Origin of the sequence: Ruminococcus sp. AM43-6 (genome assembly GCF_003461785.1) — a bacterium.
Lineage (GTDB): Bacteria > Bacillota > Clostridia > Oscillospirales > Ruminococcaceae > Hominimerdicola > Hominimerdicola aceti.
Genome location: NZ_QTXU01000016.1, coordinates 15,388 through 34,699 on the forward strand (window position 1 = coordinate 15,388; position 19,312 = coordinate 34,699).

Here is a 19,312-nt window from a genome sequence, read left to right on the forward strand (position 1 = left end):
ATAATCTTATATGTTTAATGCTTACTTCTGCCGCCGGGTAGAAGTTTTGCGTCGGACCTGCTGTCGTTAGGCTTTAAAAGACAGCGGTGTTCGGCGTTTTTTTGTGGGATAAACGGAGGGTAAAAATGAAGAAAAATTCACATCTTAGGGATTTTGCCAGATATGCTTCTCTGAACGTTTTAGGAATGATAGGCGTATCGTGCTATATCCTTGCGGATACGTTCTTTGTCGCAAAGGGCATGGGTGCAGACGGTGTTACTGCACTGAATATCGCCATTCCGATATACAGCCTTATCCACGGCACCGGACTTATGATCGGCATGGGCGGAGCGACAAAGTTTGCAATATACAAAAGTCAGAAACGTGACGAGGCAGGAAGCAGAGTTTTCACCTGTGCGCTGCTTATGGCTCTGGTGCTCGGAGCGATATACTTTTTGGGCGGAGCGTTTTTCTCAATGCCACTTGCAAAGCTTCTTGGTGCAAAGGGCAGTGTTATGGGCATGACTAATACCTACCTAAAAGTGCTTATGATGTTCGGACCATTCTTTTTGCTTAACGACACTTTCAACTGCTTTATAAGAAATGACGGAAACCCAAAGCTTTCAATGGCAGCAATGCTCACGGGAAGCTTTTCAAATATAATCCTTGACTATGTGTTCATTTTCCCGCTGGATATGGGCATTTTCGGAGCTATCCTTGCAACAGGACTTTCGCCTGTTATAAGCCTTTGCATACTGAGCATATACAAATTCCGCAAAAAGAACAGCTTCCATATCATCAAGGCAAGGCACGAAGGGAGAACTTTTGGCGGCATATTGTCCATAGGCGTGCAGTCGCTTATAACTGAGCTTTCATCAGGCATCGTAGTGCTTGCGTTCAATATAATAATACTTGGTCTTGCAGGCAACACAGGAGTTGCAGCTTATGCAGTGATAGCGAATACTTCCATTGTGGCGGTATCCATATTCACCGGTATCGCACAAGGCGGTCAGCCGCTTATCAGTGCTGCTCACGGCATTGGCGACAAAGACCGTCTTAGAGCAGTGCTGAGATATTCTATTATATCACAGCTTGTAATAGCGCTTATGGTTTACCTTGCTATCGCATTTTTCACAACGCCTATCGCCGCTATATTCAACAGCGAGCACATCGACTCTCTTCAGCGCATGGCAGAGGACGGCATGAAAATATACTTTACCGGATTGTTTTTCTCAGGCTTCAATATAATAATATCTGCATTTTTTGCGGCTTCTGAAAAGATCATACCAGCCCAGACCATCACCGTACTAAGGGGATTTGCTCTTATCGTGCCAATGGCTTTCATTATGTCCAAGGCAGCAGGATTATCCGGCGTATGGCTTGCTTATCCTGTCACGGAATTTATCGTAGCGGCAATATCCATAATATTCTATATAAGAAACAGACACAAGACATAAAACAAAACGGCAAAGTATCAGGCTTTGCCGTTTTATTTTTGCATAAAGCTTGAAAAAAGTTGATTTTTATGCTATCATAAAGAATAGTGATTAATTTTGCGGAGGTCAACTGACAAATGATAAATGCAAGCGGCAACACGCTGATAATAGATATAAGGGACGAGCTTTCTTTTGAGTATGGTCACATTGACGGAGCAGTGAACATCCCTGCCGAAAAGCTTGATAAAAGCGACCTGCCAAAGGACAAAAAGCTTCTTATCTGCTGTAAAAGCGGACTTATAAGCGACACTGAGGCCGAAAAGCTTCGAGAGCTTGGCTATGACGCTGAAAACCTAGAGGGTGGCTACTATGGCTGGCTGAGAGAAAAGCTTTCCAAAGAGGTCGTAGAGGATATCTCACAGGACGCTGAGCGGAGCATACAAAAGAAATTCCGCAAGGAGATATGGAACAGATTCACACAATCTGTGAACGAATATGAGCTTATAAAGCCTAATGACAGGATAGCGGTGTGCATATCGGGTGGCAAGGATTCAATGCTCATGGCGAAGCTCATACAAATGCTTCACCGCCACAGCAAGTTCCCTTTCGAGGTAAAATATCTTGTTATGGATCCGGGCTACAGCCCTGCAAACCGTGAGATAATCGAGCGCAACGCAAAAAGGCTGGGCATACCAATAACAGTGTTCGAGTCTGATATTTTCGACTCTGTATACAATGTGGAGAAAAATCCATGCTATCTGTGCGCACGAATGAGAAGAGGTCATTTATACAGCAAAGCACAGGAGCTTGGTTGTAACAAGATCGCACTTGGACATCACTATGATGATGTTATTGAGACCATACTTATGTCGATGCTTTACGGCGGACAGATACAGACCATGATGCCAAAGCTCAACAGCACGAATTTTGAGGGTATGCAGCTTATAAGACCTCTCTATATGGTAAGAGAGGACGACATAAAAAGGTGGCGTGACTATAACGGGCTACGTTTCATACAGTGTGCCTGCAAGTTCACCGACACCTGCACCACCTGCGCACCTGACAGCAGGACAGTATCAAAGCGTATGGAGATAAAACAGCTTATTGCAAAGCTAAAGCTTGTTAATCCGCAGGTGGAATACAACATTTTCAAGAGTGTGGAGAATGTTATGCTCAATCAGGTCATTGCATACAAAGATGACGAGGGCAGACACAGCTTTTTGGAGAGATTCAAAGAGGAATAAAAAATCATCGCCGCAGGCGATACCTTAATTCCTCATTCCTCACTTATCTATAAGGTGGCATAATAATGATATTTCTATTTCTTCTGCCCTTTTATCTGGGCGTATCATCATACATGATGTTCCGATTTTTCTACTGGATGAAGCACTGCAACCACAGATTTAACTGGCTGCGTTTCAAAGTGCCTTTTGCAGTGGTCTATCTTTTCATGGCGCTTTCGCCTGTTATAGCTTTTCTGCTCCCGAAATCCGCCGTTGCTATCGTCATAAGGCGAATTTCTACATACTGGATAGGCATTATGCTCTACTCGCTTTTGTATGTGGTGCTTTTTGACCTGCTAAGACTTATCGCAAAGCACACGAAGCTCAAAAACACGCTGCTTTTTTCCCGTGGAAGCGTTATTTCCATAGGTTCGGTGGTTGTGGCTTGTGCGGTGGCGACCTGTCTTTACGGCATTTTCAATGCACGAAACATCAAGGTGAATGAATACAGCGTAACTGTCAACAAGTCATGCGGCAGTGACAAGCATTTAAAAGCTGTGCTTGTGGCTGACTTGCACATGGGTTACGCTATCGGTGTAGACCACATCACAAATATGGTTAAGAAAATAAATGAGCAGAACGCTGACATTGTTATAATAGCAGGAGATATTTTTGACAACAGTTATGACGGCATGGACGATCCCGAAGGGATAAAGGCACAGCTCAAGTCCATAAAGAGCAAATACGGCGTTTATGCGGTCTATGGCAATCATGACATTGACGAAAAAATACTAATGGGCTTCACATTCGATTGGGGTGGCAAGCAGCTTCATAGTGAAAAAATGACAAACTTTATAAAAGAGTGTAACATAAAGCTTATCAATGATGAGTCTGTTTTGATAAACGATGAATTTTATCTTGTGGGCAGGCGTGACACTGACAAGCCCGGCACTGAGGACGGCACTCGTGCAGAGATATCAGAGCTTACTAAAGATCTTGACAAGACCAAGCCGATATTTGTGCTTTCCCACGAGCCTGACGAGCTTCAAAAGACCGCTGACGCAGGTGCAGACATAGATTTCTCAGGTCACACACATGACGGGCAGCTTTTCCCAGGCAATCTGACAATAGGTCTTTTCTGGGAAAACCCATGTGGCATGATAAAGAAAGATAATATGTACTCCATTGTCACCTCTGGTGTTGGTGTATACGGCACTTTCATGAGGGTAGGAACTGACGCTGAGATATGCTCTGTAGATATTGATTTTGCAGGTTAAGTTATATAGTAAAAGGTCTGTCACTTGATTTTGGTGACAGACCTTTTTTATGCTACACAATATCTTTTTCAAAAACGGCTTTAATATTCATATCCCCGTTCACTTTAGCCTTTATCTCCGATTGGGTATTATCGCCCTTTACGCCCTCCCAATGGTCAAAATGCCAGCCTGATTTTGCTTGTGCGTTCAATTTTATCTCACAGCCGTCAAAATATGTGCCGCTATAATCACTTTCTATTTCAACGCCCCCTATCAGAACGCTTCCCTGCTCGTTATCCGCTGATATCTTCACTGTTCTGCGCTCATAATAGTCAAACTCTCTTTCAAGATAGCCGAGCACTTTATCATATCTTCCCTCAATAAAATTCTGCCAACGTATTATCATAGGGTCTGTAGCTTTCGCAAGGTTTGCCCATGTTGGAAAACGGTCGAAATAATTATCAAGCTCGCCGTAATAGATATTCTTATAATATTCGAGATACTCCCCGAACCGCTCCGCAGTAAAGTTCACGCTTCCAAGCTGACACATTGCCGAGGTGAGCTTCAAATCGAATTCCTCGTTATCCATAAGGCTGCAAAGTATTCCGCCAAACGTTGTATAGCTTTGGCTTCTAAGATACGAGAACATATTTGTTTCCAGATCCTTCTCGTTATAATGCGAGCATGACGATTCCGTGTCGAAAAGCACAAAGCGCCATCTGCCATCTGCATAGCTATTGCCCTGCTCTATGGTTCTTGTGCGCCAGCAAGCATAGTTGTTCTGCGGCCAATCGTCATTGAAGATATACATTTCTGTGGCGGCATACTCCACAAGGTTATCCATATCTATCATTGCGCAGGCTTTGCGATAATTCTCCTCAATTGACATATCGTTTTCTGTGATAAACTTATACATATCATTGAAAAGCTTTTCGTCCTCAGCCTCACCCTCGCTCAGCTCATCATTTTTATACATGACAACGTTGCTTTTTGCAACATTATATCTATCCGCAAAATATCTGTCGCTGTAATCCGACTGCAAGGTATAAAGTCCCCAGTATTCACCGTCTATAAACAGCACGCAGGCTGTTCCCTGCTGAGTTTCAACATCTCTGCCTGACACCATATTTTGTATCATCATGTCCTTGAACTTTGAATAATTGGCGTCATTTCCGCCGTTTCTAAGCACAAAGGTCTTGCATGAAGTGATAGCCTCGCCGTTTACATCTGTAAAGCTATCCCAGAAAACTGTATCAAAAGAGCTTTTGCCGTAATCGTTTCGAGCATAAAGCCTGAACGACTTTTGATAATCCGCCCTAGACCAGCCGCCTTGTATCCTTATGCCGCAATCCTGAGAAATAAGGCTGTTGCCCTCACTGTCGAAATACTCAACATAACATTCTTTTTCCCACTCTCTGCCACGCTGATTATAGTTTGCAGGGATAGAGCCGTTCCAAGGGTGGTCGGGGTTTTCTTCGTCATATTCTTTGTATACGTCCCCAAGACAGTAAATGCCCGTTTTTTCGTTGAAAAGCCCATCAGGATCGGTGGTAATGGATACTATAGGCAGATCGTTATGATCTGCACTTGAAACGTCCACAAAATAAGTGGCAGTAACAGTTTTTCCGCACTTTCCGCTTGTGCCCTCTGCGCAGGCTCTAATGACAGTGCCTTTATCAACTGCGCTTTTGTCAGGCAGTTTTATGCTGTCACGATAATCAAGTTGTATCTTCATAGGGTCATAAGCCGAAAGGACATTTTCATCATCTGACCTGTCGTCAATTCTCAGGGCATTTTCATAGACCTTTCTTGTGTCCGACGTGGCAGGGTCGGTGCCGTCGGTGGTATAATACACCGTCTGACTCTCTCCTGCGGTTATCTCAAGGTCAAAAGCCTTTTCATAGCTGCCTGCCGCCTGAGAAAACACAGGTGTATCTCCGATAGTTTTCTCTGCATTCGCCGCAAGTGGTGTAGGCTCTGAAACGTACATTTCACCCTTGGCATTTTTAGAATAGCTCACGCCCTTGTTAAGCTTAGGCATTTTTATGCTCTCACACTGAAGCGAGTCATATTTCAATATTATTTCCGCTTCGCTGACCTTGCCTATGCTGAAATCAGCGTGAGGAAAATCAGCATTTTCAAAGCCTGCTGACGAGCAGTATACTATTATATAGTCATGGGCTTTAACAACATATCCGCCCAAAGGCTGATCTCCACCGCCATTTTTTGAAAGCGAAAATCCCGTAAGAGAAATATCTTTATTCGTGGGATTATATATCTCTATCCAATCGCTTGGTTCTCCGTTTTTGTCCTGCATAGCTGTTTTCTCAGATGTTTCACTGTTTGAGGGGCATATCTCGCTTATATATATTTTCGGCGGTCTTATTATCACCGCAGCAAGCATTACAACCGCTGCCACCGCCGCAAGACAAAGCCCTATCACGGAAACCCTTTTCAGTCCCAATACGAAACCTCCCGCTCTGCAATATTACAAATATCATTATAGCCTTTTTTCACATTTCTGTCAACCGACTGCAAAACATACAAAATCCATGGGAATTTTCTCTGTGGCTTTTACTATTTCTACAATCCTTTTAACTTTTACTTGACAAACTTTTACGGCTGTGCTTTAATAGAGTAGTAGGGTAAAATCCCCGTAAATACGAAAGGAATGGTACATATATGAAGTTAAGAAAAGTTCTGGCACTTGCCGCTGCAGCGGTAATGGCTGTGGCTGCTCTTGCGTCATGCGGCGTTAAGGAGGACTCCTCAAACGATTCAAAGGCAGGCGGCTCATCAGAAAAGCACTATAAGATAGGCATTGTTCAGATAATGGAGCATACATCTCTCAACACTATCAGAGATGCTGTTATTGACAGACTTGCGGAGCTTGGCTATGTTGACGGCAAAAACTGCACTATCGATGCTCAGCAGGCTAACAACGAGTCAACAACTGTTCAGCAGATACTCGACCAGTTCAAGGCTGACGGTGACGATATCATCATCGCTATCACAACACCATGCGCACAGCTCGCAGCTCCATACTCTGAGGAGATACCTGTAGTATTCTCCGCAGTAACAGACCCTATCGGTGCAGGTCTTTGCGACTCACTTGAAAGCACAGGGGCAAACATCACAGGCACATCTGACAAGCTCGCTATCACAAAGATACTTGACTTTGCGCTTGAAATGAAGCCTGAAATAAAAACTCTCGGTTATCTTTACAACACAGGCGAGGACAACTCAGTTTCTACCCTTAAAGAAGTAAAGGCTTACTGTGAGGAAAAGGGCATCACTGTAATCGAAGGCGCTGCTTCAAACACATCTGAGGTTCAGGAAGCTGCTCAGAACCTTGCCGCAAAGTGCGACGCTGTATTCTCACCTAACGACAACACTATCGCAGGCGCTATGGGTACAGTTACAGAAGTTATGAACAAGGCTAAAGTTCCAATGTTCGTTGGCGCTGACTCAATGGTAATGGACGGCGGTCTTGGCACTGTTGGTATCGAGTATTCCGACCTTGGAAAGGAAACTGCAAACATGGCAGCTCAGATACTCAGCGGTGAAAAGAAGGCCTCAGAGATACCAATAAAGGTATTCAACGAAGACCTCAGCACTTATATCAACAAGACCACTGCTGACACGATCGGTATCACTATTCCTGACGATATTGCAAACGGAGAAAAGACAGTTTACTTTAATTAAACTATTGCAAAATCAAATCAAACATAGTATAATAGCAGGGAGCGGGACTTTCGCTCCCTGCTATTTTTTATTGAAAGGAAAATTATATGAAACTGAATAAGAAAACAGTTATCTCGCTTATACCGAAAGCTGTGCTTTTGATCTTACTTCTTGTGATAATAAACACTCAGCTCACGGAAAGCGTTGTTACGGGAACATTTGAAAAAGGTCTTGTTTTTGCTATCCTCGCTTTGGGAATATTCATCTCATTCAGGATACTTGATATCCCTGACCTGTCAGTAGACGGAACTTTCACTCTTGGCGTTGCAGTATCAGTTATGCAGGCTTTCAACGGCGACCCTATCAAGGGCATACTGCTGTCAATAGTTGCAGGAGCTATCGCAGGAAGCGTGACGGGAATACTTATCACAAAACTCAACGTTCAGCCTATACTTGCGGGAATAATCACAATGACGGCTCTTTACTCCATAAACCTGAAAATCATGGACAGGCCTAATATTTCACTCTATAAGAAAGATACTATATTTACAATGGCTCAGAAATATTTCGGCGACTATTACAAGCTTGCGGCGGCAGGTATCGTGCTTATTATTGCGGCGGCACTACTTTTCTGGTTTCTTAAAACTCAGGCAGGAATGTCACTTAGAGCCACAGGCGACAACGAATACATGGTAAGGGCTTCTTCAATAAACTCAGACAGAATGAAGATAATGGGCTTTGCCATTGCAAACGCTTTGGTATCCCTTTCAGGCGCAATGTACGCTCAATATTCCTCGGCAGGCGACTCAAACAGCGGTACAGGTATGCTGGTGGTAGGCCTTGCTTCTATCATTATCGGTGAGATATTCTTCAGCAAGCACTCGATCCTCTGCGGAATACTTGCGGCGATATTCGGTGCGATAGCATACAGATTTGTTCTTGCTTTTGCAATGAATCTCGGTATGGACAGCAACTACACAAAGCTTTTCTCAGCCTGCATAGTTGCCCTTGCTATCTCTCTGCCTGCTATCAAGAAGTATATTACAAAGGCATACAAGCGTGTATGCAGTGACAAATAGGAGGTTTAAAATGCTTAAGCTTGAAAATATAAACATAACCTTCAACAAGAACACTGCCAACGAGCGTAAGGCGCTCCAGCACATAGACCTTGATGTGGCTGACGGAGATTTCGTTACTGTAATAGGTTCAAACGGTGCAGGAAAATCCACACTTATGAACGTTATCAGTGGCAGCTACGAGGCTGACACCGGCAAGATATTCCTTGACGGAAAGAACATCACTCACCTAAAAGAGCATCAACGTGCAAGAACTATAGGCAGGCTTTTCCAGGATCCGCTGAGAGGAACTGCACCTAACATGACCATAGAGGAAAACCTCGGCCTTGCCTACAGCCGTGGAAAGCGTCGTTCGCTGACTATCGGTATCAGGAAAAAGGACGTTTCAGTATTCAGAGAAAGGCTCAAAGAACTTGACCTTGGTCTTGAGGACAGAATGAAAATGCCTGTGGGCTTGCTCTCAGGCGGACAGCGACAGGCGCTCACATTGCTTATGGCGACTATCGTTACACCAAAGCTTCTGCTTCTTGACGAACACACTGCGGCACTTGACCCTAAGACCGCAGAAAAGGTCATGAGGATAACCGAAAAGATAGTAAAAGAAAACGCACTGACTACTCTTATGATAACACACAACATTTCAAATGCCATTGAATACGGCAACAAGACTATCGTAATGAGCCAAGGCAAACTGCTTCTTACAATCGAGGGCGAGCAGAGAGCAAACATGACGGTGGAAAAGCTTATGAAACTTTATTCCGACACCGCCGAGGACGCACTGTCAGACAAGATGATACTGCAAGAATAATTAGGCATACAAAAAGCTGCGGAGCGAAAACTCCGCAGCTTTTACTTTTGTTCTTTCACACAATGCTAAACATATTCTATATCTATTCCTGCGATCCTTGCTCTGCCCTTTATGACAAGGGTCTTTTCTTTCTCTTCAAAGGACCCGTTAGGCTGCTCTATTCCGCCGAGAACGCAACCGGCCTCCACTTTTATGCCCCAGTTTTTCGGGATATAAAGCTCCACTCCACCGCAGAGGACGTCAACATTCAGCTCGACTTCGTTTCCTGCCATATCAGCAGAATCAAAGTACACCTCCATACCGCTGTAGCGGCAGCTTATGTCAACTCTTTTCAGCACCTTTGAGGTTATATACTTTGTGCAGCCTGAAAATTTTGCGTCGATACGCACATATTCCCCGTTGTCTGAGGATTTATCCCATGCAGGATTATCGGTAGTGTGGGTGGTCCACTTGCTTTGGGTAAACCTGTAGCGGTAAGGGAAAATAAATGAAAATCCCACGCTGAGAAGCAGTGCCGCACCCAAAACAGGCCATGGTGTGAACTTCTCGATACCGAGAGTTTCGTCAAAGAGTATCGCCATGATAGCCATAGGGAAGAATATTCCCCAGAAGTTAAGGTGTCTGACGCTCGTTACGATAACAGGAACGAGGAGCAGTGAGATCACAACGCTCCACACGCTTACACTTCCAAGCAGACCTATGCGGTCAAGGATAAGCGCAACGCCTGCAAGGATAAAGAACAAGCCCCATATAAGATTTTTGTTTTTCATAGAAATCTCCTTTCTCCAAGTCTGAGCTTCAAAAGCTTGTAATAGCTTCGTGAGGCGTAAAGCTGTTTGTGAGTGCCTGCAAAGCTTATAAGGCTTGCAGAGGTTATGTTTCGCTCAACGGAATAGATGTGCTTTACATTCACGATTGCTGATTTTGACGCCCGCACGAACTTTCGTGGAAGTATCTCTTCAAGCTCGAAAAGCTTCATTTTCACCTGAAAAACGTCGTCGGAGGTATGAGCGTTAAGATTATGTTCCCCTGTTTCAAAAAACAGTATGGAATCAAGGGGAGGATAGAACTGAACTGCGTCTTTGAAAAAAGCTATCTCAGGATCGCCCTCTGTCGACTCCGCCGCCCTTTTCATTTTAAGCACACGTTCATCGGGCTGGGCGCACCTTATGACTATCTCGTCCTCAGACATATTCTCGTCTATCTCTATCCTGACCTTCACGCTTTCACCCCCAGTTTTATCTGACAGCCTTATTATAATCTATTTTTCTTTTCATGTAAACCCCTTTTGGCTGACAGGTGCAGATTTCTATGTAAGAGGTAAATTTTATGGTCCAAAGGGGTGCTGACCATGCAACACCCCCTTGATTTAGTTTTTTACCAGTAGCTTGCCTCGCTGCCTGTGCCGTTTTGCATATATTTGTATATGAGTTCAAAAAGCTCGCTGTTGTCAACATTGTTTTGTTCCATATAATCCACAACGCCCTGAGCGGTAAGACCGCTTGCATAGTCGCTTTTTCTAAGCACCATTGCAAACTCTGCAGCAGAGCAAGCCTTTGCAAAATTCTGTGACACAGCCTCTGTATAGTCAGAACACATAACAGACTTGTCTATAAGCTTGCTTTCGCTCGCCTCCGGGTCTTTATACCTCACTGAAACTGTGAGCATTTCTCCGCTGAGCTCGTTGGTTTCAGCCTTGCTCTCGTTATCCTGATATTTCAGCGACTTTTCATTGCCGTTATTTGGCACTATCTCATACAAAACCGTGACCTGCTGACCCGAGCCGATATCGCCTGCGTCCTTTGTATCGTCCTCAAAATCCTCATCATTGAGAAGTCTGTTTTCATAGCCCACCAGCCTGTATGCTGAAACATTTTCGGGATTAAACTCTATCTGCACCTTTGCGTCCTTTGCGACAGTGAAAAGCGTTCCGCTCATTTCTGTTACAAGCACTCTTTTTGCTTCGTCAACGCTGTCAATATAAGCATAGTTTCCGTTGCCGTTATCAGCAAGGGCTTCAAGCCTGTTATCCTTATAGTTTCCTGAGCCGAAGCCAAGCACTGAGAGATATACCCCTGAGTCACGCTTTTGTGATATAAGGTCGGTAAGCTCTTCTTCACTTGACAGACCAACGTTCAGATCACCGTCAGTTGCAAGAATGACCCTGTTGTTGCCGCCCTCTATGAAATACTCCTCTGCAAGCTTGTAAGCTGTGGTAATTCCTGCCGCACCTGCTGTCGAGCCGCCTGCTGACAGGCTGTTAAGTGCTGAAACTATCTCCTCGCTGTTGTCGCCACTTTCGCCCTCAAGAACAACGCTGTCGCTTCCTGCATAAGTGACGATAGAAACTCTGTCATCAGCCCCAAGGTTTTCAGCAAGCATTGAGAAAGCCTGCTGAACAAGAGGAAGCTTATCCTCGTCCTCCATTGAGCCGCTCACGTCTATGAGGAAAACAAGGTTTGTAGGAACGTCCTTGACCTTTGCTTCCCTTGCCTGAAGCCCCACCAGCATAAGCTTTGCTTCACTGTTCCAAGGACAATCGGAAAGCTCGGTATTTATAGACACCGCGCCCTCCGCAGGCTTTTCATAGTCATACTTGAAATAGTTTATGAACTCCTCTGTTCTCACAGCGTCAGGGTCGACCTCCCAGCCATCATTTATCATTCTTCTCACGTTTGTGTAGGAAGCCGTGTCAACGTCTGTGGAAAAGGTGGAAAGCGGTTCGTCTGAAACGAGCTTATAGCCGTTTTCCGTCAGGTGGTTATACTCCTCGGTATTGTAACCGCCTCCTATGTTCGCTGTGCCGTCAGTATCTCCGGCTGTAACATTGTTGTATCTGTAGTTTTCCGCAGTTGTTCTTTCATTGTTATAGCTGCCGCTCTTTCTGCTCTCCGAGCCGTCATAACCGCTTCCGCATGAAGCAAGCATTGTCGCCGTCATCATAAGCGACAGAGCTGTGATCAAGTTTCTTTTTATGCTGTTTGAAGTTGTCTTTTTCATAGCTGTCATCTCCCGTAAAATAGCGTGGGCGATATGCCCTTGCGTTGTTAGCTACATAGTCCTCCACTTAGCAAGCAGGTCTTGCAGATCATTTTTCGAGGAATATCTCATTCGGTCATAGAAATAATCGTTCTTGCTTTTCTGCGAGTCTTTAAGAATACCCGAATCATCGTCAAGACTTTTCCAGCCGTTTTGAAAAACGATATCCCCGTCAAGAGAAATTTCTATCTGAGGTGCATTTTCAAAGGCCATAGAATAAGTGCTGTTTTCTTTCCTCAGTGGTATGAAATATTCTCTGTTTTCCTGCATGATATAAGGGGTAGAGCTTTCAATGGTGATATTTGTTTTGCTTTCTTCTCCTGTCTTTGATACAAGGCTGTTTATTCTCAGGGTGTAATGTGCGCTGTCGCTGTCGAGCCTTGCTGAGAGCACTGTCACATCTGCAAAGAAGTCTGTATCTTCCAGAACGCTGTCCTCTGTGAAATAATCATCGCCCTTTGGAATGTAGCTGTCCTCATAAGCCTTTGTGTCTGTGTGGCTGAAACTGAGCTGTTCGTATGTCTTTTCTTCTCTGTTTTCAAGCCTAGCCTTGTCAGCCGTTTCTACGCTATGCTTTGAAACACTGTCCGACTCTGAGCGGATATCGGCGTAAAGGCTTACGCCGCCGATAATAAGCACGAGCGAGGCTGCTGCCGCTGCAAATTTTCTGTAATTTCTGCGGCTTACTTTTATCCGTGTCTGATCTTTGTCCGTTTTGTTTTCAAGCTGTCCCTCTATCCTGTCCCAGAGCTTTTCCATGTCAGGGGCAGTATCAGAAATATGCTTTTTGTAAAGAAATTTTATGTTCTTAGCCATAGATACTGTCCTCCTTTATGGTCTTTTTTAGTTTGAAAACAGCCTGACGGTATTTCCATGTGACAGTACCCAGCGGCTTCCCCACTGCCCGACTTATCTCACGAAATGTCATATCCATTCCAAGCCTCATGTTCAGGATATCCCTTTCGCCCTCTGAAAGCAGCTTCAAAGCCTCCTCGAAGGAGAGCTTTCCGATCACATCGTCGTCTACCCGCACACTGTCCTGCTGTTCTTTATGCCCTGCTTCTTCATCATCAAGGGTCGGCGTTTCGTGCCGCCTTTTTCTGATAAAATCAAGAGCGAGATTTTTCGCCATTACAGTCAGATATCGCTTATGCCCCGTTCCCTTTCGGTACTGACCTGCGGTGTCCCATAGCTTTAGGAAAAAATCTGATGTGAGGTCCTCAGCGTCCTGAGGACTTTTCACAATGTCAAGCATGATGTTATATATCACCTTGCCGTAGCATTGATAGATCTCCCTAAGCCCGTTTTTGTCATTTTTCAGGATCAGCTCCACCCTGAAATCGAACTCAGTGTCGGTCAAGTCTTTCACACCCCTCGATAACTTATATACGATTCTGCACGGGAGATTTTATGGCAAAATAGTATACAAATTTTACTTTTATTTTTTGTGCATTGATAACAAACTTATGTACAAACACAATTGTGCCGATAAGATATTTTAGCACATTAAAGTGCTTCTGTCAAATAAAAGAACACACCCCCGTCCATATGAACGAGGATGTGTTCTTCGTGTGAAGATCTATGAGAAATTATTTGGAGAGGTCAATATTTCTTACAGCGTCCCTTACCTTAAGAACAAAGGTCGGAGAAACTGAAAGCTCGTCAATGCCCATTCTCAGGAAGGTTTCTGTGAGAGTAGTGTCAGCCGCAAGCTCACCGCATATACCTATCCATGCGCCGTTCTTGTGGGCATTCTCTGCAGACATCTCAATAAGTCTAAGTATAGCCTCATGGTGAGTGTCGCAGAACTGCTCTATATCAGGGTTCTGCCTGTCGCAAGCAAGGGTATACTGAGTGAGGTCATTAGTGCCAACGCTGAAAAAGTCCACAAGCTTTGCAAGCTTATCGCTTATGATAGCCGCCGCAGGGGTTTCTATCATGATGCCAAGCTCAACGCTGTCAGAAACTGTTATACCCTGTTCTTTAAGCTCAGCCTTGACTTCACCACACATAGCAAGGGCTTTTTCCACCTCTGAAACGCTTGTTATCATAGGGAACATTATGCCAAGATTGCCGTATACGGAAGCTCTGAAAAGCGCTCTGAGCTGAGTTTTGAATATCTCAGGTCTTGTAAGACAAATTCTTATTGCTCTGTATCCCAAAGCTGGGTTTTCCTCTTTTTTCAGACCAAAGTAATCCACCTGCTTGTCAGCGCCGATATCCAGCGTTCTTATGATGACCTTTTTCCCTGCCATGCTCTCAAGAACACGCTTATAAGCATGAAACTGCTGTTCCTCTGTAGGGAAATCTGAGTTTTCAAGATAGAGAAACTCGCTTCTGAAAAGACCTATTCCGCCTGCGTCATTGAGAAGCACAGCACCGATGTTGTCAACACTTCCGATATTGGCATAAATATTTATCTTTTTGCCGTCCTTGGTGACATTCTCCTTGCCTTTGAGGGTCTGCAAAAGACGCTTTTTCTCCTCGTCTGCTTTTTGCTTTGCGGTAAGCTCAGCGGTGGTCTTTTCATCAGGGTCAACGAATATCTCACCTGTAAATCCGTCAACGATAGCAAAGTCGCCGTCCTTTATTTCTGACAGGAATTTGCTTCCTACGCCTATTACCGCAGGTATGTTCATATTTCTTGCAAGGATAGCTGTATGTGAATTTGATGAGCCGTGTGCAGTAACGAAGGCAAGCACCTTGTCTTTATCAAGAGATATAGTTTCGCTTGGTGCAAGATCATCGGCACAAACTATCATCTTGTCGTCACCTGCTGAGCCGTCGCTGACATTGCCCGTGAGGTTTGCGATGATCCTGTTGGAAATATCCTTTACATCTGCGGCTCTTGCCTGCATATAAGGATCGTCCATAGAAGCAAACATCTCCGCAAAGTTGTCTGCCGTCACTGCCACTGCATATTCTGCGTTGACCTTCTGGCTGTCGATGATATTCTCTATAGACTCGTTATAATCATCATCTTCAAGCATCATCATGTGTATCTCAAAGATCTGAGCGTTTGTTTCGCCCACCTCCCTGAGTGCCTTATCATAAATGCTCTGGAGCTGTTCTGTGGCTGCCTGCTTAGCTTTGGCAACTCGCTTCTTTTCTCCCTCGCTGTCTTCTGTGTGAATACGTTTTATAGCGGTATCCTGCTTTTTGAATACTGAGATCTTACCCATTGCTACCGCACCGTAAACGCCTTTTCCTGTATACTTAGTCATAAATATCCGCCCCTTTTCTCATAGATCTTATTATTTTTCACGCTGTTTCCAGCCGACGGGACGCACCTGCGAACACTCCGCAGAAACGTCCCGTCGGCTGGACGGCTTTTACCGCCCAGCTGACAGATAATAATTAGAGTGTTTCCTCAAAAAATGCCTTGAGTGCTTCAGAAGCCTTGTCCTCGTCTGCACCCTCGCAGGTAACAGTAACAGTATCGCCCTGCTTAACGCCAAGGCCCATAAGAGCCATAAGCTTTGTGATGTTCACGCTCTTTCCGCCCTTTTCGATAGTGCAAACGCTCTCGAACTCCTTTGCTTTCTTTGCAAGAAGTCCAGCCGGTCTTGCGTGGATACCAACTTCGTCTGTGATTGTGTAGCTAAATGTTTTCATGATGAATACCTCCAAATAATTATTTTATCTTCAAGATCATATCTCCTGCCGAAACGCTGTTTTGTGCGACAGGTTCAACAGACGCATAATCGTCCGTGTTGCCAATTATGATAGGTGTTGTCACCTTATAGCCTGCGGCTTTTATCTTATCCATATCAAAGCTTATGAGCAGGTCGCCTTTTTTAACTTCCTGACCGTCACTGACATGGGCTTCAAAATACTGTCCGCCAAGCTTTACAGTATCGATACCGATATGGAGAAGTATCTCCACTCCATCGTCCGATACCATATTTACGGCATGCTTTGTGTCAAAAACGCTGTCTATCTTTCCATCGCATGGAGCGTAAAGCTTGCCCTCTGACGGCTCAACGGCTGCGCCCTCGCCCAGTATTTTTTGTGAGAACACCTCGTCCTCAACGTCCTCAAGCTTAACGGCAGTGCCGTTCATGTGAGAGTAAAGCGTTATTGTCTTGCCGTTAGTTTCTGTGTTTTCTGCACCCTCGGTCTGCGGTTTTTCTTCTGTTTTATCAGAAGCTTCCTCAGTGCCGATAATGCTGTCAGGGTCATCACTGTATGGCGAATCTATAAAATCCTCAAGATCTGATTTTATAACTGAGACCTTTGGTCCGTAAATGACCTGAATGCCGTTGCCCTTGTGGATAATGCCCGAAGCGCCGCTGGCTTTGAGCATATCGTCCATGACCTTTGAGGCGTCATTTACTGTAACTCTAAGTCTTGTGGCGCAGCAGTCAACGTCTGAAAGATTTTCCTTGCCGCCAAGACCTTTGAGTATCATTGCACTTACAACGTCTGAAGCCCTCTTGTCTGTGCCCTTTGCCTTTGCCGCCTTAGCCTCGTTCACATCGCTTCTGCGATAAAGCTTAGGTTCAACGTCATCAGGCTCTCTGCCAGGTGTTTTAAGATTCATCTTTGTTATCATAAAGTAGAACACGAAGTAGTAAATTACTGCATAGATAAGACCCACAACAACTATCCATATCCAATGGGTCTTTGCGTTGCCCTGCAAAATTCCGAAAAGGGTCATGTCTATAAGACCGCCTGAGAACGTCATTCCAACGCCAACGCTAAGAATGTGCATAAGCATATAGGAAAGTCCTGCCAATACGCAGTGAACAGCGTACATAAGAGGTGCAACAAACAGGAATGTGAACTCCAAAGGCTCTGTGATACCTGTTATCATTGAAGTAAGAGCCGCTGACAGAAGCAAGCTTCCTACTATCTTTTTCTTTTCAGGACGAGCAGTTTTGTACATTGCAAATGCTGCAGCAGGAAGACCAAATATCATGAACGGGAACTTTCCTGCCATAAATCTTGTTGCCGATACTGAGAAAACTTCTGTTGACTTTGAAGCAAGCTCTGCAAAGAAAATGTTCTGTGCGCCTGCTACCATGTTGCCGTCTATCATCATCGAGCCGCCAAGCTCTGTCTGCCAGAAAGGCATATAGAAAACGTGATGAAGTCCGAATGGGATAAGAGCACGTTCAAGTATGCCGTATATCCAAGTGCCTGCATAGCCTGAGTTGAGAACGAGCACGCCAAGCTTTGAGATACCAAGCTGTACGATAGGCCACAGATAGAACATTATGATACCAACGATAAGGTATGTGACAGTTGAAATGATAGGAACAAATCTTGTTCCGCCGAAGAATGAGAGCACCTGCGGAAGTTCTGTTTTATAGAACTTGTTGTGCAGTGCCGCAACGCCAAGTCCTACAATGATACCGCCGAAAACGCCCATTTGCAGCGTGGTGATACCAAGCACTGACGTTGTGGAGTTTTCTGCCATTGCTTCAACGCCGCCCTTTGCGGTGATAAGTGCACTGATAGTGGTGTTCATTACGATATAGGCGATAGCACCCGAAAGGGCTGCGACTTCTTTCTCCTTCTTTGCCATTCCGATAGCAACGCCCATTGCAAACAGAAGCGCAAGGTTATCGAAAACGGCGCTTCCCGTTTTGCTCATTATGTCGAGGATAGTGTAAAGCACACCGCCCTCATAGATGAATTTGCCAAGATGATAGGTTTCGATAGTTGTGGCGTTGGTGAAAGAGCTGCCTATTCCAAGAAGCAGACCCGCCACCGGCAGCAGTGCGATAGGGAGCATGAAAGAGCGTCCCACACGCTGCAATACGCCGAAAATTTTATCCTTCATAATAATAATATCCTCCATGATCAATTTATCTCAGCTGAATTATCATTATGGTACCGTTAATGATAATACCGCAGCGAATACATTATATAAGCTGTGGCAATAATGCCTATCCGCTTATTTTCTTCAGATGAATCGAAAGAGTTATCATTTCATCTTCCGATATAGTTTTAGCATAATTCTTCAAAATATGATCCTGCATATGCTTTGCGCATTTATACTGCTTTTTGAAATTTGTTTTTATCATGCCTGCAAATTCCTCGTCCCTGCTGAGAACATTTGGCAGTTCTTGAGATTTAAAAAGTCTTTTTGCGAGAAATTTCAAATGAACAAGAAATCTTTCATATGCCACTGACGTTTTGTTTATCTTCCCTGCCAGACAAGCGTCCGCTATCTCAGCACAGCCGTTCACCATTTTGGTGATATCCTGTATCTGTCCCATTTTTGTGCCCAGTCTTGCGTTTATGATGTGCATTGCGATAAAGCCCGCTTCATCGCCACTCAGCTCAACTCCCAAACGCTGATATATCTCCGCCACGCAATATCTTCCAAGAGCCAGCTCCTTCGGGAAGCAGTCGCTTATGGCGTCCATAAGCGGGTTTTCAAATTCAAGCCCCTGCTTTTTTCTTTCAATGGCGAATGAGATGTGGTCTGAAAGTGTTATTATGAGCGACTCGTTTAGCTTTCCGTCGATATGTGAAGAAATATAGTCCACAAGATCTGCCGTAAGCTTTATATGCTCATATGGTATCTCGGTCAGGCACTCGATAAGCCTTTTTCTAAGCTCTGAGTCTGTGACAAGATACATTTTCTGTATTTTATCCTTGTCAGGCTCGTCGCCGTATTTTTTTCCGAAGCCTATTCCCTTGCCTGAGATTATCTGCTCTTTTCCTTTATCGTCAATGACGCTTACGGTGTTATTATTTATCACCTTGATTATTTTCATTAAAGATCCCCCTATAAAATCAAAAAAACCAACCTTAATACGAACCCATACAATATGTCCGTACAAAGTTGGTCATGCCC

16 protein-coding genes are annotated in these 19,312 nt (G+C 44.5%); 6 read left to right on the top strand and 10 right to left on the bottom strand.

Features of this window, described 5'->3' with window-relative positions:
* The first annotated feature begins 125 nt into the window (after window positions 1-125).
* From DW938_RS09420 to DW938_RS09430, 3 genes are all read left to right on the top strand, one after another.
* Window positions 126-1,436, top strand: a complete 1,311-nt coding sequence (locus DW938_RS09420; RefSeq protein ID WP_118124606.1) for an MATE family efflux transporter — start codon at window positions 126-128, stop codon at window positions 1,434-1,436.
* Between the two features lie 116 nt (window positions 1,437-1,552).
* A complete protein-coding gene (locus DW938_RS09425) occupies window positions 1,553-2,659 on the top strand; it encodes an ATP-binding protein (RefSeq protein WP_117876339.1) in 1,107 nt (368 codons plus the stop codon).
* A gap of 65 nt (window positions 2,660-2,724) precedes the next feature.
* Window positions 2,725-3,915 carry a metallophosphoesterase gene (locus DW938_RS09430; RefSeq protein ID WP_118124607.1) on the top strand — a complete coding sequence of 397 codons (1,191 nt, stop codon included), beginning with the start codon at window positions 2,725-2,727 and terminating at the stop codon, window positions 3,913-3,915.
* A gap of 52 nt (window positions 3,916-3,967) precedes the next feature.
* Here the strand turns inward: DW938_RS09430 and DW938_RS09435 are convergent, their stop codons facing one another.
* Window positions 3,968-6,358, bottom strand: a complete 2,391-nt coding sequence (locus tag DW938_RS09435) for a CotH kinase family protein (RefSeq protein ID WP_118124608.1) — start codon at window positions 6,356-6,358, stop codon at window positions 3,968-3,970.
* Window positions 6,359-6,576: 218 nt separating this feature from the next.
* On the opposite strand from DW938_RS09435, the gene DW938_RS09440 reads away from it, so the two are divergent.
* The 3 genes from DW938_RS09440 (at window position 6,577) to DW938_RS09450 (ending at window position 9,462) form a co-directional block, all read left to right on the top strand.
* Window positions 6,577-7,599 (top strand): ABC transporter substrate-binding protein, encoded by a 1,023-nt coding sequence (locus DW938_RS09440; protein WP_022286548.1) that lies wholly within the window; start codon window positions 6,577-6,579, stop codon window positions 7,597-7,599.
* Window positions 7,600-7,685: 86 nt separating this feature from the next.
* Entirely contained in the window at window positions 7,686-8,657 is a 972-nt protein-coding gene (locus DW938_RS09445) for an ABC transporter permease (protein WP_117896771.1), read from the top strand.
* Window positions 8,658-8,667: 10 nt separating this feature from the next.
* Entirely contained in the window at window positions 8,668-9,462 is a 795-nt protein-coding gene (locus tag DW938_RS09450) for an ATP-binding cassette domain-containing protein (protein ID WP_118124609.1), read from the top strand.
* Between the two features lie 65 nt (window positions 9,463-9,527).
* Here the strand turns inward: DW938_RS09450 and DW938_RS09455 are convergent, their stop codons facing one another.
* From DW938_RS09455 to DW938_RS09495, 9 genes are all read right to left on the bottom strand, one after another.
* Window positions 9,528-10,232, bottom strand: coding sequence for a hypothetical protein (locus DW938_RS09455; RefSeq protein WP_118124610.1), 705 nt, complete (start codon window positions 10,230-10,232; stop codon window positions 9,528-9,530).
* Window positions 10,229-10,684 (bottom strand): LytTR family DNA-binding domain-containing protein, encoded by a 456-nt coding sequence (locus tag DW938_RS09460; protein WP_118124611.1) that lies wholly within the window; start codon window positions 10,682-10,684, stop codon window positions 10,229-10,231. The genes DW938_RS09455 and DW938_RS09460 overlap by 4 nt, the downstream gene beginning before the upstream one ends.
* Window positions 10,685-10,839: 155 nt before the next feature.
* Window positions 10,840-12,462 (bottom strand): von Willebrand factor type A domain-containing protein, encoded by a 1,623-nt coding sequence (locus tag DW938_RS09465; protein ID WP_118124612.1) that lies wholly within the window; start codon window positions 12,460-12,462, stop codon window positions 10,840-10,842.
* A gap of 51 nt (window positions 12,463-12,513) precedes the next feature.
* On the bottom strand, window positions 12,514-13,317 hold the full coding sequence (locus DW938_RS09470; protein WP_118124613.1) for a hypothetical protein: 804 nt from the start codon (window positions 13,315-13,317) through the stop codon (window positions 12,514-12,516).
* Window positions 13,310-13,870 (bottom strand): sigma-70 family RNA polymerase sigma factor, encoded by a 561-nt coding sequence (locus tag DW938_RS09475; protein ID WP_118124614.1) that lies wholly within the window; start codon window positions 13,868-13,870, stop codon window positions 13,310-13,312. The genes DW938_RS09470 and DW938_RS09475 overlap by 8 nt, the downstream gene beginning before the upstream one ends.
* Before the next feature lie 220 nt (window positions 13,871-14,090).
* Window positions 14,091-15,725 carry a phosphoenolpyruvate--protein phosphotransferase gene (ptsP, locus tag DW938_RS09480; RefSeq protein ID WP_022286556.1) on the bottom strand — a complete coding sequence of 545 codons (1,635 nt, stop codon included), beginning with the start codon at window positions 15,723-15,725 and terminating at the stop codon, window positions 14,091-14,093.
* Between the two features lie 133 nt (window positions 15,726-15,858).
* Window positions 15,859-16,116, bottom strand: coding sequence for an HPr family phosphocarrier protein (locus tag DW938_RS09485; RefSeq protein WP_022286557.1), 258 nt, complete (start codon window positions 16,114-16,116; stop codon window positions 15,859-15,861).
* A 19-nt stretch (window positions 16,117-16,135) separates the two neighbouring features.
* Window positions 16,136-18,289, bottom strand: a complete 2,154-nt coding sequence (locus DW938_RS09490) for a PTS transporter subunit IIABC (RefSeq protein WP_118124615.1) — start codon at window positions 18,287-18,289, stop codon at window positions 16,136-16,138.
* 106 nt (window positions 18,290-18,395) lie between these two features.
* Entirely contained in the window at window positions 18,396-19,232 is an 837-nt protein-coding gene (locus DW938_RS09495) for a PRD domain-containing protein (protein WP_118124616.1), read from the bottom strand.
* Window positions 19,233-19,312 lie beyond the last annotated feature (80 nt).